This window comes from Halobaculum sp. XH14 (assembly GCF_032116555.1).
GTDB lineage: Archaea > Halobacteriota > Halobacteria > Halobacteriales > Haloferacaceae > Halorarum > Halorarum halobium.
The window spans coordinates 1,494,171-1,514,460 of sequence record NZ_CP134949.1 but is presented as its reverse complement, the minus strand read 5'-3'; the positions used below and the strand labels follow the sequence as shown (position 1 = coordinate 1,514,460).

The 20,290-nt window shown below is 70.1% G+C and carries 23 protein-coding genes; 10 read left to right on the top strand and 13 right to left on the bottom strand.

All coding sequences use genetic code 11. The annotated features are described in order from the left end of the window. Positions 1 to 50: 50 nt before the first annotated feature. Together RJT50_RS07715 and RJT50_RS07710 are read right to left on the bottom strand one after the other, a co-directional pair. Positions 51 to 677 carry a hypothetical protein gene (locus RJT50_RS07715; RefSeq protein ID WP_313695613.1) on the bottom strand — a complete coding sequence of 209 codons (627 nt, stop codon included), beginning with the start codon at positions 675 to 677 and terminating at the stop codon, positions 51 to 53. A gap of 54 nt (positions 678 to 731) precedes the next feature. Next, on the bottom strand, positions 732 to 1,292 hold the full coding sequence (locus tag RJT50_RS07710; RefSeq protein WP_313695612.1) for a TATA-box-binding protein: 561 nt from the start codon (positions 1,290 to 1,292) through the stop codon (positions 732 to 734). 215 nt (positions 1,293 to 1,507) lie between these two features. Here RJT50_RS07710 and RJT50_RS07705 point away from each other — a divergent pair, with 215 nt between their 5' ends. Continuing rightward, the gene (locus tag RJT50_RS07705) at positions 1,508 to 2,332 is read left to right on the top strand and encodes a hypothetical protein (RefSeq protein ID WP_313695611.1); all 825 of its coding nucleotides are present in this window, start codon (positions 1,508 to 1,510) and stop codon (positions 2,330 to 2,332) included. A 45-nt stretch (positions 2,333 to 2,377) separates the two neighbouring features. On the opposite strand, the gene RJT50_RS07700 is transcribed toward RJT50_RS07705, so the two are convergent. The 4 genes from RJT50_RS07700 to RJT50_RS07685 all read right to left on the bottom strand — a co-directional run bounded on the left by RJT50_RS07700 (position 2,378) and on the right by RJT50_RS07685 (position 5,427). After that, positions 2,378 to 2,725, bottom strand: coding sequence for a DUF8124 family protein (locus tag RJT50_RS07700; protein WP_313695609.1), 348 nt, complete (start codon positions 2,723 to 2,725; stop codon positions 2,378 to 2,380). A gap of 93 nt (positions 2,726 to 2,818) precedes the next feature. Continuing rightward, the gene (locus RJT50_RS07695) at positions 2,819 to 3,112 is read right to left on the bottom strand and encodes a DUF7967 family protein (RefSeq protein ID WP_313695606.1); all 294 of its coding nucleotides are present in this window, start codon (positions 3,110 to 3,112) and stop codon (positions 2,819 to 2,821) included. Positions 3,113 to 3,175: 63 nt separating this feature from the next. Further along, a complete protein-coding gene (locus RJT50_RS07690; RefSeq protein WP_313695604.1) occupies positions 3,176 to 4,702 on the bottom strand; it encodes an MATE family efflux transporter in 1,527 nt (508 codons plus the stop codon). Next, a complete protein-coding gene (locus RJT50_RS07685) occupies positions 4,699 to 5,427 on the bottom strand; it encodes a TetR/AcrR family transcriptional regulator (protein WP_313695601.1) in 729 nt (242 codons plus the stop codon). Before RJT50_RS07685 ends, RJT50_RS07690 begins: the two co-directional genes overlap by 4 nt. 322 nt (positions 5,428 to 5,749) lie before the next feature. On the opposite strand from RJT50_RS07685, the gene RJT50_RS07680 reads away from it, so the two are divergent. Further along, positions 5,750 to 5,944, top strand: coding sequence for a cold-shock protein (locus tag RJT50_RS07680; protein WP_313691446.1), 195 nt, complete (start codon positions 5,750 to 5,752; stop codon positions 5,942 to 5,944). Positions 5,945 to 6,127: 183 nt separating this feature from the next. Next, a complete protein-coding gene (locus tag RJT50_RS07675) occupies positions 6,128 to 6,988 on the top strand; it encodes an aldo/keto reductase (protein ID WP_313695599.1) in 861 nt (286 codons plus the stop codon). Between the two features lie 41 nt (positions 6,989 to 7,029). Here the strand turns inward: RJT50_RS07675 and RJT50_RS07670 are convergent, their stop codons facing one another. From RJT50_RS07670 to RJT50_RS07650, 5 genes are all read right to left on the bottom strand, one after another. Then, entirely contained in the window at positions 7,030 to 7,224 is a 195-nt protein-coding gene (locus RJT50_RS07670) for a hypothetical protein (protein WP_313695597.1), read from the bottom strand. Positions 7,225 to 7,348: 124 nt separating this feature from the next. Further along, positions 7,349 to 8,074 carry an energy-coupling factor transporter transmembrane component T family protein gene (locus RJT50_RS07665; protein WP_313695595.1) on the bottom strand — a complete coding sequence of 242 codons (726 nt, stop codon included), beginning with the start codon at positions 8,072 to 8,074 and terminating at the stop codon, positions 7,349 to 7,351. After that, positions 8,074 to 8,775 carry an energy-coupling factor ABC transporter ATP-binding protein gene (locus RJT50_RS07660; protein ID WP_313695593.1) on the bottom strand — a complete coding sequence of 234 codons (702 nt, stop codon included), beginning with the start codon at positions 8,773 to 8,775 and terminating at the stop codon, positions 8,074 to 8,076. The genes RJT50_RS07665 and RJT50_RS07660 overlap by 1 nt, the downstream gene beginning before the upstream one ends. 9 nt (positions 8,776 to 8,784) lie before the next feature. Beyond that, positions 8,785 to 9,366: a biotin transporter BioY gene (locus RJT50_RS07655; RefSeq protein ID WP_313695591.1), complete on the bottom strand. Its 582-nt coding sequence runs from the start codon at positions 9,364 to 9,366 to the stop codon at positions 8,785 to 8,787. 173 nt (positions 9,367 to 9,539) lie between these two features. Beyond that, complete coding sequence (locus tag RJT50_RS07650; protein WP_313695589.1) at positions 9,540 to 11,225, bottom strand: NADH-quinone oxidoreductase subunit D; 1,686 nt, start codon at positions 11,223 to 11,225, stop codon at positions 9,540 to 9,542. Positions 11,226 to 11,314: 89 nt separating this feature from the next. Here RJT50_RS07650 and RJT50_RS07645 point away from each other — a divergent pair, with 89 nt between their 5' ends. Continuing rightward, positions 11,315 to 11,983: a helix-turn-helix domain-containing protein gene (locus RJT50_RS07645; protein ID WP_313695587.1), complete on the top strand. Its 669-nt coding sequence runs from the start codon at positions 11,315 to 11,317 to the stop codon at positions 11,981 to 11,983. Between the two features lie 45 nt (positions 11,984 to 12,028). On the opposite strand, the gene RJT50_RS07640 is transcribed toward RJT50_RS07645, so the two are convergent. Continuing rightward, complete coding sequence (locus RJT50_RS07640; protein ID WP_313695584.1) at positions 12,029 to 12,817, bottom strand: N-acyl homoserine lactonase family protein; 789 nt, start codon at positions 12,815 to 12,817, stop codon at positions 12,029 to 12,031. A 145-nt stretch (positions 12,818 to 12,962) separates the two neighbouring features. Here RJT50_RS07640 and RJT50_RS07635 point away from each other — a divergent pair, with 145 nt between their 5' ends. The 3 genes from RJT50_RS07635 to RJT50_RS07625 all read left to right on the top strand — a co-directional run bounded on the left by RJT50_RS07635 (position 12,963) and on the right by RJT50_RS07625 (position 17,490). Further along, positions 12,963 to 13,613, top strand: a complete 651-nt coding sequence (locus RJT50_RS07635; RefSeq protein ID WP_313695581.1) for a hypothetical protein — start codon at positions 12,963 to 12,965, stop codon at positions 13,611 to 13,613. Continuing rightward, on the top strand, positions 13,610 to 14,920 hold the full coding sequence (locus tag RJT50_RS07630) for a hypothetical protein (protein WP_313695579.1): 1,311 nt from the start codon (positions 13,610 to 13,612) through the stop codon (positions 14,918 to 14,920). The genes RJT50_RS07635 and RJT50_RS07630 overlap by 4 nt, the downstream gene beginning before the upstream one ends. A 176-nt stretch (positions 14,921 to 15,096) precedes the next feature. Further along, positions 15,097 to 17,490, top strand: a complete 2,394-nt coding sequence (locus RJT50_RS07625; protein ID WP_313695577.1) for a GAF domain-containing protein — start codon at positions 15,097 to 15,099, stop codon at positions 17,488 to 17,490. A 23-nt stretch (positions 17,491 to 17,513) separates the two neighbouring features. Here the strand turns inward: RJT50_RS07625 and RJT50_RS07620 are convergent, their stop codons facing one another. Next, a complete protein-coding gene (locus tag RJT50_RS07620; protein WP_313695575.1) occupies positions 17,514 to 18,326 on the bottom strand; it encodes a DUF7839 domain-containing protein in 813 nt (270 codons plus the stop codon). A gap of 570 nt (positions 18,327 to 18,896) precedes the next feature. Between RJT50_RS07620 and RJT50_RS07615 the strand changes: the two genes are divergently transcribed. From RJT50_RS07615 to RJT50_RS07605, 3 genes are all read left to right on the top strand, one after another. Then, entirely contained in the window at positions 18,897 to 19,142 is a 246-nt protein-coding gene (locus RJT50_RS07615) for a PRC-barrel domain containing protein (RefSeq protein WP_313695572.1), read from the top strand. A 397-nt stretch (positions 19,143 to 19,539) separates the two neighbouring features. Next, the gene (locus tag RJT50_RS07610) at positions 19,540 to 19,914 is read left to right on the top strand and encodes a four-helix bundle copper-binding protein (RefSeq protein WP_313695570.1); all 375 of its coding nucleotides are present in this window, start codon (positions 19,540 to 19,542) and stop codon (positions 19,912 to 19,914) included. An 87-nt stretch (positions 19,915 to 20,001) separates the two neighbouring features. Beyond that, positions 20,002 to 20,277, top strand: a complete 276-nt coding sequence (locus tag RJT50_RS07605) for a hypothetical protein (protein WP_313695569.1) — start codon at positions 20,002 to 20,004, stop codon at positions 20,275 to 20,277. The last annotated feature ends 13 nt before the right edge of the window (positions 20,278 to 20,290 follow it).

Here is a 20,290-nt window from a genome sequence, read left to right as displayed (position 1 = left end):
GCGGCGAGTTGGACGGCGGGTCGGCCGGCGGGTTCACCGGCCCGGTCGGATCACTGGCAGTGCCGCTCACGGAGCGCGCGCTTCGAGCGGAAGCGGCCGCCGCAGTCGGCACACTCGACGAAGCCCTCGCCGGCGGCGGTGGCGACGCGGTGGCCGCCGATCTCGAACGCCCGGCTCACGACGCGGGGCCTGATGCGGCCCGGAATCTGTCGCTCCTTGTGCGAGGAGAGGTCCGCGCGGAGCCGGATGGTGTGGGCGTCCAGTTCGCTCCAGCGGTCCGAGTCGACGACGGCGTCCCAGTCGGCGATCTCGGTCCAGCCGGTGACGAGCACCGGCGAGGGCGTCTCGGTGTCGCCGACGACGATGACGTACCTGACGCCGTCCTCGACGAGCGCGAACCGCCAGCCGTCGCTGGTGTTCCACCGGAGCTGTCCCCGCCTGATCGCCTCGCCGACGGTGGGAAGCGTGACGTACCGGCCCTGCTGGCACAGTCGCTGGCGGAAGTGGTCAGTCTGCGCGTACGTCGTGGGGTCGCGTGAAGGGGGCGCGGAAACGTCACGTCCGCCGAGGTCCGGGCGCGAGCCGCCGGGCCCGCGCGGGGCGGTCGGAAGCGACACGTCGGCCGATTTGGGGTCCGCCGCCCGGCCGGCGCCGGAGCCCCCGTGTCGGGATGCCACTACCTGACACTTGCAAATATTCGTATAAATGTTTTCCCCCGGTTCGGCCGCCGTTCAGCCGAGCAGGCCGAGCGCCTCGATGCGCTCGACGATCTCCTCGACGGCCCCCTCGGCGTCGTCGGTCCGCTTGCCGCCGGTGATGACGATCTTGCCCGAGCCGAACAGGAGGATGACCACGTCCGGTTCGTCCATGCGGTAGACGAGGCCGGGGAACTGTTCGGGTTCGTACTCGACGTCCTCCAGGCCGAGCCCGATGGCGAGGGCGTTGAGGTTGAGCTGGTGGCCCAGATCGGCCGAGGAGACGATGTTCTGGACGGTGATGTCCGGGTCGTCCTCGACCGGGATGGAGAGATCGCGGAGCTTCTCGAAGATGATGCCGAGCGCGTCGTGCACGTCGGCGATGCTCTTTGCACCGGTGCAGACGATCTTCCCCGACCGGAAGATGAGCGCGGCTGCTTTCGGTTCCTGGGTCCGGTACACGAGACCGGGGAAGTTGTCGGGATTGAAGTCGGCCCCGGGGAGGTCTTCGGCCAGCGCTTCGAGGTCGAGTTCCTGCCCGATACCCGTCGATGCGACCACGTTCTGAATTTCGATTGAGTCTGCCGGGTCCGTCATGCGTCGTCGTTCCTCGTCCCTATTTATAAACCGATGGTTTATAAAGCCGTGTGTCTCTCCAGCGTTCGGGGACGGCGTCTCCGAAAGGCTACAGTTACGGCCGGGCAACGACCCATTACTGCGACGCCCTCGGGTGAACGGTGCGGTTCGCCGAACAACTCCGAATCGAGTGAGACCCATAATTTTAAGCGAATAGAACGGCTATCGAATTCTGAATGGCTTCAAGTGAGCGCCCTGCCCCCACTACCCGTCTCCACGGGGACGCTCAGGGCCTGCGCGCGGCGGCGGCCGCCGCCGGCGGCACCCACCTCGCGCTGCTCTCGTCGACGACTATCGACGACTGGCACCGATCGTTCGGTGCCACGGGTCCCAGCAGGTGCCACTACGTGAGCGTCGACGACACGGTCCGCGGGGCGGCCGCGGCGGCCGGCGGGCGCGCGGTCGGCGGCGGCGTGTTCGTCTCCGTGCTGGAACGCCCGGTGAGCGACCCGACGTCGGTCGTCGACGAGGCGTTCGACGAGGCGGCCGGCGGCTCGGTCGTGGTCGACGATCCCACGTTCATCGTCGAGGACGCGGGCGACCCCGACGCGGCCCTCTCATCGCTCTCGTCGGTGGCCGCCGAGGCCGGCGCGGACCTCCACGTCGGCCTCCCGGCGGACTGTGAGGCGGCGACAGTCGTCTCCCGCCACTTCACCCCGGCCGACGAGACGGTGCTGCAATCGGCGGCGAGGGCGGGGCTCGAACACCTCCGAAGGACCGACCCGACGAACTTCGGCTACCTCCGGAGCCACTGGCGCGAGGCGCGGACCGGGCTGGACAGCGTGGAGATGTGCTACCCCCAGGCGAAGCAGGTCCACGCGTCGCTCCGGGACCCGGAAACGTCCCCGCGCACGCTCGGTGCGGCGCTGGGCGCGCTGGTCGAACTCGGCGCGCTGGGCCTCTGGGGGGACACGGTGGCGGCCAACCGCTACGACCTCACGGCGTACGATCCCGAACGCGTCGCCGCCATCGGCGAGGCCGTCGAGTCGCTCGAGGACTGACCCCGGTCGCCACGTTCTCCGCAGTTTTTCGACACGTCGTGGTCGTCAGTCGTCCAGGTCGGGAACCGAGAGCGTGTGCGAGACCACGTCGCCGCCGGGTCGCATCGTCACGGTGCCAAGCGTCACCGTCTCGCCGGTCGAGGCCGACGAGGACACGGTTGCGAGCGTCGCCTCCCTGTCCAGCGTCTCCCACGTGACCGTCTCGATGCGACGCTGGAACGCCTCGGGGTCGGCCCAGCCCGAGTCGATGTCGGACGGGACGTGGACGACGAACCGGAGCTCCTCGGCGGCGACGTGGATGCCGACGCCGAACGTGTCGGTACCCGCGTCCTCGGCCCGGTCTTCGTCGGACCACCGCCCGTCATCCCCGCCGGGAGTCGAGTGACCGGTCATCGACGGTCGTTGTCGGCGTGCCGGTAAAGCCGCTCCGAAACCGGGAGCCGGTACCCTGCTCGTCCGGTCGTCACACGGAGCGAGCGACGCGACTCAGATGTGGTCGTCCGGGTCGTGGGCGGCCGCCATCCGGGAGGCCTCCTCGGCGTAGCGCTGCCGCTCCGACTCGTCGGTCACGTCGCCGAGGTCGTGGCGCGGGACGGTGATCGACGCGCGAGTCGGACGCTCGTCCGCGAAGCTCGTGAGGGCGCGCTCCTTCCTGACGTACCGGCTCCCGTCCGGCGTCGCGTACACCAGGATGATGAGGTTCAGTTCGTCGTCGCCGTACGTTCGCTCGACGAGCCACAGGCGTCGTTCGTCGGCGGCAGCGTCGGCGTTTCCGCTCATACGTACGTCGAGGCGGACTGCTCCCAAAAAGGCTCCGCGGGCCGCCCGCTCCGCTCTTCCGGCTCAGTCGTCGACTGCGGGCGTGCCCGCGTCGCTCTCGTCGGGGACCCGACCGCCCTTCTCGGTCAGGTCGCCGCCGCGCCAGGTGCCCCGCTGGTACCAGGCGTAGGCCATGAGCGCGCCGATCGCGTTCGAGACGGCAAACGAGAGCCAGATGCCGGACTCGTCGAACGGCGCGTACGGCAGGAACGCGGGCGGGCGAACCGCGAAGTAGGCGATCGGCAGCCGGATGAATCCCAGCATGAGGACGGAGATGGCCGCCGCGGTGAGCGTCTTGCCCGCGCCGCGGAAGCTCCCCGTGTAGGCCCGCATCACGCCGATGAACCCGAAGCTCGGGGCGACCCAGCGGAGGAAGTCCTTCGTGACGGCGACGACGGTCGGATCGTCGGTGAACACCGCCGCGATCGGCGCGGCGGCGAGCCAGGTGACCACCCCGACGGCCAGCAGCACGCCGAGCATCACCTTCGCGGCGAGCCGTGCCGCCGCGGCGGCGCGGTCGGGCTTGCCGGCACCGATGTTCTGGCCCGTCATCGTCTCGACCCCGCGGGCGACCGCGATGGCGGGGAGGAAGATGACCGAGAACACGCGGACGCCGATCCCGTAGCCGGCGACGACCGTCGTCGGGAACAGCGCGACGATGACGAGCATCAGGTTCACCGACAGCGAGCGGCCGGTGCCCTCGATGGACGCCGGGACGCCGAGTCTGACGATCCGGCGGGCGTACGAGAGGTCCGGCACCATGTCTCGGAGGGTGATCTCGACGCCGCGGGTCCCACGGAGCATGATGGCGAGCCCCACGGCGAACGCGAGCGCCCGCGAGAACACGGTCGCGTACGCGGCCCCGGCGATGCCGGAGCCGGTGTAACCGGTCGCCGCGAGCAGGCTGGCTTCCAGTCCGCGCGCGCCGAGCATCCCGAACAGCGGGTTCGACTCGAAGCCGAAGATGAGGAACGGGTCGATGACGATGTTCAGCACGACCGTCCCAAGCATCACCAGCATCGGCGTGATCGTGTCGCCGTACCCCCGCATGAGCGCGACGAACACGAAGAAGCCGAACATGAAGACGAGCCCCTGCGCGATGACTTCCATGTAGTCGGTGGCGAGCGGGAGGACCTCCGGTGAGGCACCCAGCAGGCCGAGGAAGTCGCCGACGAACACGTAGCCGACGCCGCCGAGGACGAGCGACGCGAGGGCCGCGAAGGTGACCGTCTGTGAGGCCGCGTACTTCGCCTGACCTTCCTCGCCCGCGCCGGTGTGCTGGGCGACGAGGATGCTTCCCGCGACCGAGATGCCCATGCCCAGCGAGATGAGCAGGAACACCATCGGGAACGCGAACGAGATTGCTGCCAGCGCCTCGGTGCTGTACTGGCCGAGCCAGAACGTGTCCGCGAGGTTGTAGGCGGTCTGGAGCAGGTTCGTGACGACGATGGGGAGCGAGAGATAAAACAGCGGCTTGCCGATCTCACCCGACGTGAGGTCGAACTCGTCGCGGCTCTTGAACAGCGACGAGAGCCTGTCGCCCACGTTCACGACCGGGCCTCCGTGTCTGAGTCGGCGGGTGGGTTCCCGTCGCCGTCGGCGTTCGCACTCTCGGCGTTCGCGGCCTCATCGCCGGTCCCACCTTCGTCGCCGATCGCGTCCGCATCCGCGTCGCTCTCGAACGGGAGCGCGACGTCCTCGACCAGCAGGTCAGTGACGTAGATGACGAGGCGCTCACGCATCGCCGGGACGTCCTCGCCGACCGCCGCCGATCGGGTCCACGTCCCGTGGATGTACGTGACCACGACCGCGGCGACCTCGTCCGGGTCGGCGTCGCTCCGGAACTGTCCGGCCTCGATGCCGTCGGCGACGAGGTCCCGGACCTGCACCCGGAGGCGGTCGTCGATCTCGCGGAGCACCTCGCGGTACCCCTCCCGGAACGGCGCCTGGGCCTTGATCTCCATGTAGGCGGTGTTGAACTGCTGGTTCGGCTCGTCGCCCTCGGTGCCCAGCACCGTCCGCACGAGCGCGACGAGGCGCTCGACGGGGGTGTCGCCGGCCGGGTCGGCGGTCCGCTCCGCGAAGTCGTCCCGGAGGTACTCCAGAAAGCACAGCAGGAGGTCGTCCTTCCCCTCGAAGTGGTAGTGGAGGGCCGCCTTGCTCTTGTCCGTCTCGTCGGCGATAGCCTGCATCGTGAGGTCCGCGTACCCGTGCTCGCAGAGCGCGCAGTGGGTCGCCTCCATGATGGCCGTCTCGGTATCGTGGGTCCTCGTCATCGTGATAGCGGGGGTCCGGTCGAACGACCGGCTCTACCGAAACTGACTGGCCAGTCAGTCAAAGGGGTTTCGATTCGAATCACGCCAGTTCGCGCGGAGGGCGCGGACGGACTGGTCGTCGTGACGGTCCGACGGCCCGGAACGCCGCCGCCGAACTGATCCGTGGCCCCCCAGCGAGCCGATCACCGGTCGAACCGCATCGGACGCGAGGGCTGCCGGTTACCGGTGGAACCGCGCGAAATCGACCAGCTTCCCTCGGCAGTGCCGTGGTAACTCGACTCTCGGAAAGGTTATGCCCCGTTCGACAGTATGCTCTCACGCAATGGCGAAAGGCAAGGTTGATTTCTTCAACGACACGGGCGGTTACGGTTTCATTTCGACTGAGGACGCTGACGACGACGTGTTCTTCCACATGGAAGACATCGGCGGCGACGACCTCGAAGAAGGACAGGAAGTCGAGTTCGACATCGAGCAGGCCCCCAAGGGCCCGCGCGCCACGAACCTCGAGCGCCTGTAAAGAACCCCGTCGCCCCGAGCGACGCACTCACTTTCCAGATTTTCACCCGCCCGTGAGCGGCCAGCACGGCGTCCGACGTCGGGCGGAACTCGACGTCCGACGCTGAGCGGGGCGGGACGGTGACCCAGCCCGGTTCGCTGGGGCCGAACGGACTTTGCCGCTGGCACCCAACCGGTGGGACGCATGAGCGAGACACCCGACGCGGCGGCCGCGGGGACGTTCGACATCGACGGTGAGACGACCGTGAACCGGCTCGGCTTCGGCGCGATGCGGCTCTGCGGGGAGGGCATCATCGGCCGCCCCGAGGACGAAGCGGTCGCCCGCGCAGTGGTGGAGCGGGCGATGGAACTCGGCGTGGACTTTCTCGACACCGCCGACTCCTACGGCCCCGGCGTCTCCGAGCGCATCCTCCGGGAGGCTGGCGCGCCCGAGGACGCGGTCGTGGCGACGAAAGCCGGGCTCCTGCGGGACGACACCCACGAGTGGAAACCCCACGGCGACCCCGAGTACGTCCGGAACCAGGTGCTCGTCAGCAAGGACCGGCTCGGCGTCGACACCATCGACCTCTACCAGTTCCACCGTCCGGACCCCGACACGCCGTTCGCTGACAGCGTCACGGCGTTCGCGGAGCTGAAGGACGAGGGACACGTGCGCCACGTCGGCCTCTCGAACGTCTCGGTCGAGCAGCTCGACGAGGCCCGCGAGCACGTCGAGGTGGCGACGGTGCAGAACTCGTACAACGTGGCGGACCGCGAACACGAGGACGTCCTGCGGGCCTGCGAGGAACACGACGTCGGCTTCATCCCCTACTTCCCGCTCGCGGCCGGTGACCTGGGTGAGGCGGCCGAGCCGCTCGCCGAGGTGGCAGCCGCCCACGACGCGACCGAGCGGCAGGTCGCGCTCGCGTGGCTGCTCGCCCGCTCGGACGTGACGCTCCCGATTCCGGGAACCTCCAGCGTCGACCACCTCGAGGAGAACGTCGGCGCGGCCGAGCTCTCGCTCGCGGACGACGAACTGGACCGCCTGCGAAGCGCGAGCGACTGAGCCCCCAGCGGCCGGGGAAGCGACCCGAGCGACGGTCCCGCTCAGGCCGTCCGCCAGTTTCTGAGGTCGCGCGCGACCACGACCGACGTGATCGCCAGCACGACCAGCGACGCGACGACTGCGACCGGTGACCACTCCAGGGCGATGCCGTACAGCAGCGCCAGGAGCGCCACGCCGCCCACGACGAGCACGACCAGATAGCGAATCAGCCAGTCCTCCGCCCCTCTCTCGGCCATTGTTGGGGGAGAGTCCAACTGGCACCCTCAAAAGGCCGTCGTCATCCGGTCGCCATCTGACCGACGGGAGCGACCCGCCGGGCCTTCCGAACGCATCACCCGACCCGCACGGACGCCCGCGGACCTACGGCACCGCCCCGAAAACGGGTGCGAGCGCCCAGACGAGGAGTACCAGCGAGACCGCGCCGCCGACCAGGTCGGCCCGCCCGGCCGCGAGCGCCGGCGGCGTCGGTTCCCAGGAGAGACAGCGCGCACGGAGCGCGACCGCGAGCCGGTCCGCGCGGCCGAGCGCCCGCCCGAGCCCCGCCGTCGCGACGAGTCGGATCCGGTCCCGCAGCGGCCGTTCGGTGCCCAGGCGCGCCCGACTGGCCGCACGTGCACGGGCCACGTCCGCCTGCAGCAGCGGCAGGAACCGGAACACCAGTCCGACGCCCAGCGCGGCCAGTCTGCCGACACGCCCCGGAAGCACCCGGGCGACTGCCGCCTCGGACTCGCGGACGGGCGTGGTTCGGACGTACGCCAGCGCGAGCGCGAGCAGCAGGAGCGTCCGATAGCTCGCCATCGCGGGGGCGACCGCGTCGGCCGCGACGAACCAGGGCGACCCGAGCCGCGCCGCTTCGAGCAGCGGCGCGGCGAGGAGGAACGGCGCGACGACGCGGAACTCCCGGAGGGCTCGCCCGGGACCGAGGCCCGCGAGCGCGAGGACGCCGAGCGCGACGAGCGTGAGCGCCAGCAATCCCGTGGGGGTCGTGTGGGCGAACGCCGCGGCGACGAACGCGACCTGGACGGCGAGCTTCGTCCGGGGGTCGAGCCGGTGGAGGAGGGTGTCACCGGGAGCGTACGCGAGCATCAGTCCGGGGGCCGGACGCCGAGCGAGTGGAGTTCCTCCCGCGTCTCCGCGGGCGATCCGTCCAGCGCCACGCGACCGTCCGCGAGGACGACGACCCGGTCCGCACGCTCGAACACGTCCCGGAGGTCGTGGGTGACGACGACGACGCTGGTGCCGGCCGCGTGGAGTTCCGCGAGGTGCCGGCGGAGCGATCGCCTCGCCGGTTCGTCGAGGCCCGTGAACGGCTCGTCGAGCACGAGGTGGTTCGGCTCCATCGCCAGCGCGCCAGCGACGGCCACCCGCTCGCGCTCGCCGCCCGAGAGCCGGTCGATCCGCTCGTCCCGCCGGCCGGCCATCCCCACCGCGTCGAGCGCGTCGGCGACGCGGGCGTCGATCTCCTCGCGCGGGAGACCGAGGTTCTCGGGTCCGAACGCGACGTCGGCGCCGACCGTCGCCGCGACGAACGAGTCGCGGGGGTCCTGGAACACCATCCCGACCGCCGCCCGGGCGGCGACGACGTCGTCCGCGACGGGCGTGCCGTCGACGACGACCTCGCCCTCGTCGGGCGTCAGCAGGCCGTTGAAGTGGCGCACGAGCGTCGTCTTCCCCGAGCCGTTCGCCCCGGCGAGGACGAGGAACTCCCCGTCAGGAATCGACAGCGAGACCTCCTCCAGGGCCACCGCGTCGTCGTACCGGTGAGCCAGCCCGCGGACCGAGATCATCCGGCGGACCTACCGCGCCACGACGTCGTCGCTGCGCACGAGCGCGACGGCCGCAGCCATCTTCAGGAGTTCGGCGGGCACGAACGGGACCGCCGCGGCCAGCAGCGCGGCCACGAGGCCGACGTTCCCGACGACGGCGTAGCCGACCGTGCCGAACGCGTAGACGACGAGCGTCGCGGCGACCATGCCACCGACGAGTCGCGCGAGGCCGACGTCACCGGGGTCGCGAAGGTCGCCCGCGCCGTGGGTGGCGAGGCCGACGACCGCCGCCGCGAACGGGTACGACCAGAGGTAGCCGCCCCACTGGCCGAACAGGACGCCGACGCCCGCGGCGCCGTAGGCGAACACCGGCGCGCCCACGACGCCCGCCAGCAGGTACAGCAGCATCGACGCCCCGCCCCAGACGGGCCCGAGGAACGCGCCCGCGAGGAAGACGCCGAGCACCTGCAGCGTGAACGGCACCGACGTCACCGGAAGCTGGAACGAGACGTACGCGAAGACGCCCGTGAGCGCGGCGAACAGCGCCGCGCGGGCGAGGTTGCCGACGACCGCGTCGCCGACGAGATCGACCTGCCGAGTGTCAGTGCTCATCGAGCGTCCGTAAACCGACGCACAAGTAATGGTTTACGAAGTTCCGACGTCGGAGCCGATGGCGGACGCCGGACCGTGTCCGTGAGTTGGCAGTCGCCCCGCAACGACGGTCCTCACCCGCCGCGACGGCGGTAATCGTCCTCGGCGGTCCACCTCCCCCATGGCAGTCGGCCTCAGCGGTCCACTTCCCCCATGATCGTGTCGAGACTCCCGAGCGAGGCGATCATGTCGGGCACGTACTCGCCCTCGGCCATCTCCGGGAGCGCCTGGAGGTTCGAGAACGAGGGACCGCGGATCTTGAATCGGGCCGGCTCGTCCGTGCCGTCCGATCTGATGTAGATGCCGAGTTCGCCCTTCGCGCCCTCGACCGCGCGGTACACCTCGGTGTCGTCCGCCGGCTTCAGCGTCCGGGGAACGTTCGCCTGGACCGTCCGCTCGTCGTCGGGCCAGTCCTCGAGGAGGTCGACGCACTGTTCGATGATCTTCGCGGACTCCTCGAGTTCGCGCATGCGAACGAGCAGTCTGGCGTAGTTGTCACAGCCGTCCTCGGTGACGACGTCCCAGTCGAGTTCGTCGTAGTAGCCGTACGGGTCGTCCCGCCGGAGGTCGTAGTCGACGCCCGAACCGCGAGCGACAGGACCGGTGCAACCGTAGCTCTTCGCGACCTCGGCCGGCAGCACGCCGGTGTCCACGGTTCGAAGCTGGATGATCTCGTTGGCCGACAGCAGGTCGTGGTACTCGGCGAGCTTCCGGGGCAGGTCGTTCACCAGCGAGCGGACCTTCTCGATGAACTCCTCGCGGGGCTCGGGGAGGTCCCAGGCGACGCCGCCGAGCCGGAAGTAGTTGAACATGAGCCGCTGGCCGGTCAGGTCCTCCAGAACGTCCTGGACCCGTTCGCGGTCGCGGATGGCGTACATGAACGTCGCCGTGAAGTCGCCGATGACGTCCAGCGCGTACGCGCCGACCGCGAGCATGTGCGAGAGGATCCGCGAGAGCTCAGCCGCCATCGTCCGGATCACCTGCGCGTACTCGGGCACCTCGATGTCGGCGAGATCCTCGGCGACCCGCGCGTACGCCCACTCGTTCAGCAGGCCCGCCCCGCCCCAGTCCCAGCGGTCGGGGTAGGGCATGATCTGGTGGCGGTAGGTGCCGTTCTGGCACATCTGCTCCTCACAGCGGTGGATGTAGCCGATGTCGGGGTCGACGTCCACGACCTGTTCGCCGTCGAGCGTCGTCTCCAGGTGAAGCACGCCGTGGGTCGCGGGGTGGTGGGGGCCGATGTTGATCAACATCGTGTCCGCGTCGGCGGAGCCCTCGCCGGGCGTGTCCTCCCGGAGCGGGTTCACGTTCTCGGCGTGGGTGACGACCTGCGGTCGGTTCTGGTCGTAGTCGGCGGACAGGGGATGTCCCTGCCAGGTTTCGGGGAGCAGGATGCGGCGGAGGTCGGGGTGGTCGTCGTACTCGATGCCGACGAGGTCGTACGCCTCCCGCTCGTGCCAGTCCGCGGTGCGGAACACCGCCTCGCCGGATTGAGAGACGGGGCGTTCACGGTCGGTCGGGACGACGACGCTGACCTCCTGGGTCGGGTCGTCGTACTTCTTCAGGTGATAGATCGACTCGAACCGGTCCTCGTACTCCTGGGCGGTCACACACGAGAGGTGGTCGAAACCGGCCTCCGTGCGGAGCGCCGAGAGCACGTCCTGCACCTCGTCGGGCCGCACGACGTAGCCCGGCGCGTTCAGATGCTCCTCCCGCCCGATGACGTGCTCGCCCAGCAGGGCCGCGAGTTCGTCCGGCGTCTGTTCCGCGAGCGCCCCGTCGGTCGAACGCTCGTCGTGCCGCGTCGACTGCGTGCTCATGGGTGTACGTTCGCCGTGGGCGACCAGTCCGTTTCGCCGCGTCGATGAGGCCATTTATAAGCGCCGCCGAGACACGTTCCGAGCGACCGATGAAGTACGTCCGGTTGACCCTCCGATTTCGCGAGGACGTCATCCACCCGGTCCACGAGTTCATCGACCGGAGCGACGACGTCGAGCGCGACCTGCTCTTGCACGGCAACACCGCCAGCGACGGCTGGGACACGCTCCTCTTTTATGCCGAGGGCGACGCGGACGCCTACGCGTCGGCCCTGGCGGCCGCCGAAACGATCGTTGATTTCGAGCTCACGCCCCTGGGGGAGTCCTCGTTCTACGCGTACATCGAACAGGAGGGGACCGCATTCGAGGCCGGCCTGTTCGAGCGCTTCTCCCGCACGGGCGTCATCGTCGTCCCGCCGATCGAGTTCGTCGGCGGCGGCGAGGCGAACCTGACGGTGCTTGGCGACCCCGCGTCGCTCCAGTCCGCGGTCGACGACCCGCCGGACGGCGTTGACGTCACCGTGGACCGCATCGGGGAGTACGACGACAGGCAGGCCACGTTCGACCCCGGCCTGACGAGCCGACAGCGGGAGGCCGTCGAGGTCGCCGTCGACCTGGGCTACTACGCGGTCCCGAGCGAGGCGACGGCCGAAGCCGTCGCCGACGAACTGGGCTGTTCGGCGGGGACCGCCGCCGAACACCTCCGGAAGGCCGAACGGAACGTGATGGCCGCGGTGGCGGACCTCCGGTCGTTCGGCTGACCCGGCCCCCCACGTGCTCCGACCGGCTTCCGGCCGTCCGCCGGTTCAGTACCGTGTCGCCAGCGACTCGAACCGGTCGAGGTCGTGCCCGAACAGCACGTCTGCGTCGTGTCGGGTCTCGAGTTCGAGCAGCGTCCGGCGGCTCTCGCGCCACTCGGGTCCGCTCCACAACAGCCCCGGCCCGAGCGGGACGCCCTCGGCGTAGTTCGCCTCGACGTACGCCTGGTCGCCAGCGACCAGCAGCGTCCCCTCTGCCGTCTCGATGCGGGCACCGAGCACGCCGGGCGTGTGTCCGGGGAGGTGGAGGAGTTCGAACCCCTCGGTGAGGGTGCGTCGATGCCGGTGGACGGGAGACCAGTTCAGGTCGCCGTCGAAGTCCGACGACAGGTAGGCGATGGAGCCCTCGTCGGTCTTGGCGGAGTAGAACGCGTACTTCAGTTCCGACTCGTGGACGAACACCGGCGTCCCGGTGCCCGCGAACGCCGCCAGTTCGCCCGCGTGATCGAGGTGGAGGTGGCTCGCCACGACGGCGTCGACGTCGTCGATCGCGTAGCCGGCGCGTTCGAGGTCGACGGCCAGCGAGCGCTCGGTCGCGTCGTAGGCCTCGAACGCGCCGTATAGCGGGTCCGGCCAGTAGTCGGCGGCGTTCGGCGGCGGGCCGGTGTCCCAGAGGAACGTCCGGTCGCCCGCCTCCACGACCGCGCACCAGACGACGAAGTCGATGCGCTCGTGGTCGGGGTTCGGCTCGCCGGCGCTCGCCATCGTGTGGCCGTCGAGCACGTAGCCGGCGTCCGCGCGGACGCGACCGCGGTCGACGAGTGTCACCGAGGGCATACGTGGCCAGTCGGGCGGAGCGCCGATAAGTGATGGGCCAAGCGCGGCTGGCGAGGGTTCTCGCCCGTTCCGGATCGGCCTCGACCGACCACGGGGAGCCATCCACCCGTTATTTGTGCCCGGCCGAGCCAGAGTCATCGAAGCGATGGTCCCCATCACCAGACGGGCCGCCCTCCGCGGAGCGACGGCTCTCCTCGCGGGTGCAGCGGGCTGTAGCGACTTCGAGGCGGGAGAATCCACCGCGACCGCGGGGCGCGAGCGCGACCTGGAGAACGTGGCGACCGACCCGCCACACCGGACGCTGCGGGCGACGACCGACGCGAGCATCGTGTGGGTAGACGACGGGGAGTCCGGGACGAACGGAACCCCGAGACGGTACCTCTCCGACCGGTTCATCGTGGACGAGGCCTCGGCCGATCGGCTGCGCTTCGCCGAGAGCGTCGACTCGGCACCGGTCAGGGAGTTCATCGCGGCCACGGAGTTCGAGACCGAGACGGTGTACGTCGACCTCTCGTCGGTCGGCGAGTGCTATCGGCTCGAACTCTGCTACGTCGGGTGGTCCGACGCGGAGATCGAGACGCGGTACGGCCGGACCCTCCGCGACGCGGATGTCTCCTGCGGGGCCGACGTCCGCGCGAGCGTGGCGACGTTCGTTCGGATCCCGGCCGCGATCGACCCCGAGCGGATCAGCAGCTACGGCTCCGGGATGAGTTCGGGCGGCTGTCGCCTCCCGCCGTGGATCCGGGAGCCCACCGCTGGCGACGGTTCCTCGGCGACGACGGGGGAGGAGGAATGAGCGACGGGAACCCGACGCGGCGGGGGGCGCTCGCGCTCGCCGGCGGGGTCCTCCTCGCCGGCTGTGGCGACCTCCGGGTCCCGGGTTCGGGCCCGACGACGCTGAACGGCACCGACGTGCGAGCCGTCGTGGCCGACCGCGAGCCCGCGGTCCCGGAGACGTTCCCGGTCGAAATCGACGACGGTGCGATCGGCGAGAGTCGGAGCCGTGCCCGGAACCTCCTCGACGAGCTCCCGACGCCGCTCGGTCCGGCTGAGGTTCCCAACGGCGTGATCAGGGAGGACATCTCGTTCGAGGTCGAGAACGCGGAAGCGGAGCTGAGCCGGGCGAACGACCCGGCATCGACCAGGGAGGGGCTCGCCGCGGCGCGGTCGGCCCGCGTTTCCGCGATGCGGGCCTCGGCGACCTGGCGAGCGATCGAGGGTGACGTGACGCGTGGAGACCTCGAAACGGCGTCCAACGAGCTGGAGCGGGCGCTGGCCGACCTCCACGACCACGTCAGCTACGTCGGTGAGGACCCCGGCCGGGCGGTCGCCGTCCACGCCGCGCTGGAGGGGTTCCGCCGCGGGGCGACCGCGCGGCTCGAACGGCCGATCGCCCGCCCTGGCGACGACGACGGCGTCCAGGGAGTCGGTCGTCTCGCGGCACGACTGGAGGGGGTCCGCGGGCTGCTCGAACACGCTCGAGTGCTCTACGACGCGTTCGTCGAGTCGCTCGCTGAACCGCGAGACCTGACGAGTGGGCTGGAAACCGCGGCGGAGTCGTCGACCGCCGAGCTCCGGGCGGGGGCCGAACAGCGTTCCCTCGCCGAGGATCGGGACGCGGCCTCGTACGTCGAACGCGACGTGGATGACACCCCCGCGACGTGGGCGCTCAGCGAACTCAAGCGGGCGTCCCTCGGCGGCGTCCGGGAGGACGCGGACGTGACGCTCCGGCCGGCAGGGACGGTCCTCGCGGCGGGTTCCGGCCTCGCCGCGCTCGCCGGGTTCGACGCGGTCCGGTCCAGCGTCGAGGACGGAACCCGGTTCGGGGTCGCGGATGCGGACGACGTGCGGGAGCGCCGCGGTGCCGCCGTCGACGCCATCGAGCGTGCCAGAACGGCCCCGGCCGAGCCGGCGCTCACGGCCGCGCTCGTCCCCGAAATTGCCAGTTACGTCGAGTACGGCGACCGCCTGGTCGACCGTGGCGGGACGGAGATCCGGGCGGACGCGCTCTCGAGGCCCGTCGGTCACTACGTGACGGCGATGGCGAAAGCCGGCGCGCTCGAGAGCGCAACCGAGCGTGTCGCCGACGCGCTGGATCGGTGAACTCCCGACGGGAGTCGATCCAGATGGGACCCCCGAACCGCGGTACGTCGTGGTCGGGTGCGACGAGGTCGCGGTGCCGGCCCTCGTCTTCCGGCCGGGGCGAAGCTTATATAAATTCCACTCGCTTCCTCCCCATAGATAGGAACCGGCCTCGGCGTGGGGCCGGTCCAGAACCGATGACCGACGAGCAACAGTCCACCGACGTGACCGCCTCCTCCCGGGCGGACAGCCCGTTCGAGGACGGCGTGCTCGTCGTGGCCGACGGGACGGTGCTCGACGTGGACGACGTCGCCGCGTCCCTGTTCGCGCTCGCACCGACGGAACTCAGGGGCGGCCCGCTGTCGCTCGTCTGCCCGCGGAGTCCGACGATGTACGACGCGGACCGCCTGTGGGAGACGATCACACGGAGCGTCGAGACCGGCGGCAGTTTCCACTGGGTGTTCGAGACCGGCGCCGGGAACGAGGTGACGACCGAGGTCGCCGCGCGAGCGACCGAGTCCGAGGACGACGTCGTGGTCCTCCACGTGCGTGACACGCCGGCACGGACCCGGCAGGACTGGGCGGTTCGCCCCGTCGAACGGCTCCACGACGTCGCCACACAGTTCGAGGCCTGCTCGGAGGAGTCGGCCGTCCACGAGCTGACCGTCGGTGCGGCGACCGACATTCTCGATTTCGACACGAGCACCGTCGCGGTCGCGGAGGGGAACGAACTGGTCACGAAAGCGAGCACCTCCGGGGTCGCCGGCGACTTCCACGATTCGGTCCCGCAGGACCACGGGCTCGCCGGCGAGACGTTCCAGTCGGGACGGAGCCTCCGCGTCGACGACGTTCGAACCGTCGAGGACGGCGACCCGGCGCGGGGACGCTACCGGTCGGTCGTCAGCGTCCCGATCGGGAACGCCGGCGTGTTTCAGGCGAGCGCGACCGACGTCGGAGCGTTCTCCGAGCGGGACCTGGAACTGGCCGAGCTACTGGCCGGCCACGCGGCCGACGCGCTCGAACGCATCCGAAGCGTCGAGGCCCTGCGGAGCAACCGCAGGAAGATCGCCAGACTCCACGACGTCGCAGACGAGATGGTCTCGGCCGAGCGGGAGTCGGAGATCTTCGACCTGGCGGTCGATGCCGCCGAGGACATCCTCAACTTCGACCAGTGTACGTTCGTTCGGGCCGAGGACGACCAGTTCGTCGTCGCCACGACGTCGGCCGCGCTCGACATCCCGGAGACCGCGCTCGGGACGGGCGAAGGCATCGCCGGCAGGGTGCTCCGGACGGGCGAGAGCGAGCTCATGGACGACATCGTGACGGCCGAGGACGCCGAGCCGCTGCGCGAGGACATCGTGTCCGGGATCACGGTGCCGATCGGGACCATCGGCGTGTTCCAGGCGTTCTCCCAGGAGGTTGACGCGTTCTCTGAGCGCGACGTCGAGCTCGCCGAGCTGCTCACCTCCCACGTCGCGACCTGCATCGAGCGGACCCGGTCCGAGCGGGCACTGGAGCGCCAGAAGACCCAGTTCTCCTCGCTCGTCGCGAGCCTGCCGGGGATGGTGTTCCGCACGTCGACCGACGACGTGGACCGGCTGGCGTTCGTCAACGACTACGCGGCCGAGCTGACCGGTCACGACGCCGCCGCGCTCACGAGCACCGACGGCATCGGGTTCGGCGAACTGGTCCACCCGGACGACCGGGCCGCCATCGTCTCGAAACGCGAGTCCGCGCTCGCGGAGGGGACCTCCTACGAGGCGAGTTACCGGCTCCTGACGGCCGACTCGGGCGAGCGCTGGGTCCGCGAGCGGGCGACGGGCCTGTTCGCGGAGAAGGCGGACGACTCCGCGACGCTCGAGGGGTTCCTCACCGACGTGACGGGCAACCGGCGCAGGGCACAGCTCGAGGTGATGAACCGGTTCCTCAGACACAACCTCCGCAACGACGTGCAGGTCATCTACGGCAACGCGGAGAACCTGGCGCGGACGATCGACGACGGGGAGAAGCTGGACGGCCTCCAGCGCATCCAGACGGCCGCGGCGAAGCTCATCGGCCACAGCGAGAAGGCGGGCACGCTGGAGGGGTTACTCGGCAGCGACGAGGAGGCCGCCAGGACCCCGCTCGACCTCGTGTCGATCGTCCGCAGGCGCGCACAGGCCGTGGAACGCAGGTTCCCCGTCGAGGTCGAGCTGTCCGTTCCGGAGGCGTGTCGGGTCACGGCGGTCCCGGTTCTCGGCGCGGCCGTCCAGGAAGCCCTGGAGAACGCGGCTCGCCACGGCGGCGACGCGCCCGTCCGCGTCGAAATCGCGGTCGAGACCGACGTCGAGGCCGAACGCGGGGACGTGCTGTTGTCGGTCCGCGACGACGGTCCGGGCATCCCCGAGCAGGACCGGGCCGCCCTCGAACGCCGCACCGAAACGGCGCTCACCCACAGCAGCGGGCTCGGACTCTGGCTCATCAAGTGGGTCGTGACGGCCTCGCGGGGAACGCTCGACATCCGTACCCCCGCCGACGGCGGGACCGAACTCCTGATGACGCTTCACGACGCCGAGGACGCCCGGCAGCCGGCGACGCCCGGCAGCCGGTGACGTCCGCCGAACGCGCCGGCCCCTCAGTCGGTCGCGTCGAGGACCTCGTAGCCGATGTTCTCGGCGACGAGCTTGTTGGTGTGTGCGGCCACCTCGCTCGTGGCCGCCAGCAACAGCACGTCCAGTCCCTTCATCGCGGCCTCCTGCACCCCGAGCGCCGTTCCGAACCGGATGTCGGGAGCCACGTCCGCCGCGCGAGCCAACGCCAGCGCCTCGGTGCCGGCGACGCCGACGAGGTCGTGGTCGGCGGCGGCCGCGGCGACCGCCTCGGCGTCGACCGTGCCGCTCCCGCCGTCCTGAACGAGCGGGACCGGGAACACGGTCACGGTCCCCAGATCGTACTCGAGGACCCCCTCGAAGTTGGTGACGCCCACGTCCTCGCCCGCCCGGGCGTCGGTGACGGCGACGGCCGTGACCGTCCCGCCGCCGCCGGCCGCCGCCCGGAGGACGCCCTCGTGCATCGAGATGGCGACCGGGTCGCCCTCGGCGACGTCGGTCGTGGCGAGCGCGGTGTCGATCTCGACCTGCCCGATGACGTCCTCGGAGACGTGGCCCGTGAACTCGCGGAGTTCGTCGGTTCTGGTGATGAGCCAGTCGACGCCCTCCTTGGTCACCTCGTAGCGGCCGCGACCGTGCTTGTGGACGTAGCCGTCCTCGACGAGCCCCTGGAGGTAGTCGCTCACGGCCTGTGAGGTGATGCCGATCGCGTCCGCGACCTCCTGCTGGCTGACTGCCGGCTGGCGCTCGGCGATCTGAACGAGGATCTGATAGCGCGTCGCGTCCCGCTTGTTCTGCAGGACGCCGGCGAGGCTCCCGTCCATCCCCTGTTCACTCATGGCCCAGTGTCGGGGAGCCGAGTGCAAGTACTTTTTCGTCCCCCCGACGACAGCGGGGGAATTCGAACGGTACGGCGACCCCCACAAAATCCTGGTTGTCCTAGGACAAGCCGATTCGAACGGAAGTCCACTGAATTTGTACTCGCGGCGCCCCGGGTCCGTTCAGGAACGAGACAGTACCGTGGCCGTCCATCGTCGTAAGTCGACCCTGGAGAGCCTCCCGCTGCCGACTCCGCCGGTAACCTCGGCTTGTCGCCACCGAGAGCCGCCGAGAGCGGCCGTCGATGAACGGTGGAGGGAGCGTGGGGCGTGGTTCCGAGTCGGCCGGCCGATCCGGACCGGGGGACCGACGTGTCGGGTAGTTCTCTCGTACTGATTCGTCGACGGATCGGCGGCAGGGCGTCGCCGGACTACGAAAACTATAACAAAGTCTCTCAGCGGCGACGGGCCAACGTCGCCCGGATGCGGGGCGGCTCCCCCCGGGCGAGCATCGGACCGACCGTTCGAACCGACGGACTGGGAGACGATCACTGCGACTGCACGGACGTCGAAACCGACAGGACACTCACTATGGCACAACGAACACTTTCGGACGACGATCAGGGGAAGCGCGTGGTAAACGCCAACGGCGACAGGATCGGCATGATTTCGGACGTCAGGGGCGGCACCGGATACGTCGATCCGGACCCGGGAATGGCAGAGCGGATCATGTCGAAGCTCGGGTGGAGCGACCGGGACGACGACGACTATCCGCTCGACGAATCGAAGATCGACGCGATCACCGGCGACGAAGTGCGGCTCAAGCGGGACCTGTAACATGTCCCAGCCAGAGATCCAGCCACGGGCGGGATCCGGCGAAAGGGGACGACGAGCGACCGGTTATGCCGGCCCCCGCGAACAACGGGGCGGTCGGACGGACCAGCAGCCGACGAGAGCGCAGGGTCAGTTCTCGGGCCAGCAGCCGGGCACACAGCCGGCCCAGTTCTCGGGTCAACAGCCGAACGCACAGCAGAAAGGGCCCTCCGCCCAGCAAGGGGGAGCCCAGTCGACGGGGTCGCCCGCCCAGCAAGGTGGAAGGCAGCCGACGCAGTTCCCCAGCCAGCAAGGGGAAACACAGCAGACACAGTTCTCGGGGCGACAGCCTGGATCATCGGCCGGACTGGAACCCGGGAGGGCGGTCTCGGAGGAGTTCGAGGCGTCGCTCACGGGCGAGATGCGACTCGCGCTCCACGACTTCGTCCAGGCCGGCAACGTCTGCGAGTGGTGTGCCGACCGCTGTCTCGACGAGGGGCCGGAGATGGCGACCTGCGTTCGGCTCTGCCGCGACGTCGCCGATCTCGCGGGGCAGAACGTCCGATTCATGGCCCGGGATTCCCCGTTCGGTCCCGAACTGGCCGAGACGTTCGCGCTCGTCGCTCAGGAGTGTGCGAACGAGTGCGCTCGACACCAGCAGGACCACTGTCGGGAGTGCGCGAGCGTCCTGCGGCGCGCCGTCGACTCGACGTGGTCGATGCTGGAGTCGATGGAGCGTCAGGAAGCCACTGGCCCGCAGGCGGCCCAGGGAACGCAGGGAGCCCAGCAGTACTGACCGCCGACCCGTCGCGGCCACATTTTTCGCGCGGCGCTTGCGTATGTCGGCCCGTCCCTCTTGCGCGTCCGGGCCCCAGGGGGAACCATGTCGGAGTCACCGTCCGCCCGAGCGATCGAGCGAACCGACGACTACTACCACGTCCGCTTCCGGGACCCGGACGAGTTCGACGCGATCCGAACGCCGGACTGGGCCGAGGAGCCGGCCGGGTCGGTCGTGGAAGGCAGCGAGGTCCGGACCGGCCACCCGGAGGAGGGCGACGACTGGGTCGTCCAGGCCGTGCTGGTCCCGACCGACGGGGTGCAGGACGACGACGAAGCCCGGGAGCGAGCCGAGGAGATCGTCGAGAAGATCCGGTCGTGAGCCCGCCCGCCGC

Bases quoted from the DNA above. Each gene is read 5' to 3' on its own strand.
- RJT50_RS07710 (WP_313695612.1), bottom strand. From the start codon at position 1,292: ATGACGGACCCGGCAGACTCAATCGAAATTCAGAACGTGGTCGCATCG.
- RJT50_RS07705 (WP_313695611.1), top strand. From the start codon at position 1,508: ATGGCTTCAAGTGAGCGCCCTGCCCCCACTACCCGTCTCCACGGGGAC.
- RJT50_RS07700 (WP_313695609.1), bottom strand. From the start codon at position 2,725: ATGACCGGTCACTCGACTCCCGGCGGGGATGACGGGCGGTGGTCCGAC.
- RJT50_RS07695 (WP_313695606.1), bottom strand. From the start codon at position 3,112: ATGAGCGGAAACGCCGACGCTGCCGCCGACGAACGACGCCTGTGGCTC.
- RJT50_RS07685 (WP_313695601.1), bottom strand. From the start codon at position 5,427: ATGACGAGGACCCACGATACCGAGACGGCCATCATGGAGGCGACCCAC.
- RJT50_RS07680 (WP_313691446.1), top strand. From the start codon at position 5,750: ATGGCGAAAGGCAAGGTTGATTTCTTCAACGACACGGGCGGTTACGGT.
- RJT50_RS07675 (WP_313695599.1), top strand. From the start codon at position 6,128: ATGAGCGAGACACCCGACGCGGCGGCCGCGGGGACGTTCGACATCGAC.
- RJT50_RS07670 (WP_313695597.1), bottom strand. From the start codon at position 7,224: ATGGCCGAGAGAGGGGCGGAGGACTGGCTGATTCGCTATCTGGTCGTG.
- RJT50_RS07665 (WP_313695595.1), bottom strand. From the start codon at position 8,074: ATGCTCGCGTACGCTCCCGGTGACACCCTCCTCCACCGGCTCGACCCC.
- RJT50_RS07660 (WP_313695593.1), bottom strand. From the start codon at position 8,775: ATGATCTCGGTCCGCGGGCTGGCTCACCGGTACGACGACGCGGTGGCC.
- RJT50_RS07655 (WP_313695591.1), bottom strand. From the start codon at position 9,366: ATGAGCACTGACACTCGGCAGGTCGATCTCGTCGGCGACGCGGTCGTC.
- RJT50_RS07650 (WP_313695589.1), bottom strand. From the start codon at position 11,225: ATGAGCACGCAGTCGACGCGGCACGACGAGCGTTCGACCGACGGGGCG.
- RJT50_RS07645 (WP_313695587.1), top strand. From the start codon at position 11,315: ATGAAGTACGTCCGGTTGACCCTCCGATTTCGCGAGGACGTCATCCAC.
- RJT50_RS07640 (WP_313695584.1), bottom strand. From the start codon at position 12,817: ATGCCCTCGGTGACACTCGTCGACCGCGGTCGCGTCCGCGCGGACGCC.
- RJT50_RS07635 (WP_313695581.1), top strand. From the start codon at position 12,963: ATGGTCCCCATCACCAGACGGGCCGCCCTCCGCGGAGCGACGGCTCTC.
- RJT50_RS07630 (WP_313695579.1), top strand. From the start codon at position 13,610: ATGAGCGACGGGAACCCGACGCGGCGGGGGGCGCTCGCGCTCGCCGGC.
- RJT50_RS07625 (WP_313695577.1), top strand. From the start codon at position 15,097: ATGACCGACGAGCAACAGTCCACCGACGTGACCGCCTCCTCCCGGGCG.
- RJT50_RS07620 (WP_313695575.1), bottom strand. From the start codon at position 18,326: ATGAGTGAACAGGGGATGGACGGGAGCCTCGCCGGCGTCCTGCAGAAC.
- RJT50_RS07615 (WP_313695572.1), top strand. From the start codon at position 18,897: ATGGCACAACGAACACTTTCGGACGACGATCAGGGGAAGCGCGTGGTA.
- RJT50_RS07610 (WP_313695570.1), top strand. From the start codon at position 19,540: ATGCGACTCGCGCTCCACGACTTCGTCCAGGCCGGCAACGTCTGCGAG.
- RJT50_RS07605 (WP_313695569.1), top strand. From the start codon at position 20,002: ATGTCGGAGTCACCGTCCGCCCGAGCGATCGAGCGAACCGACGACTAC.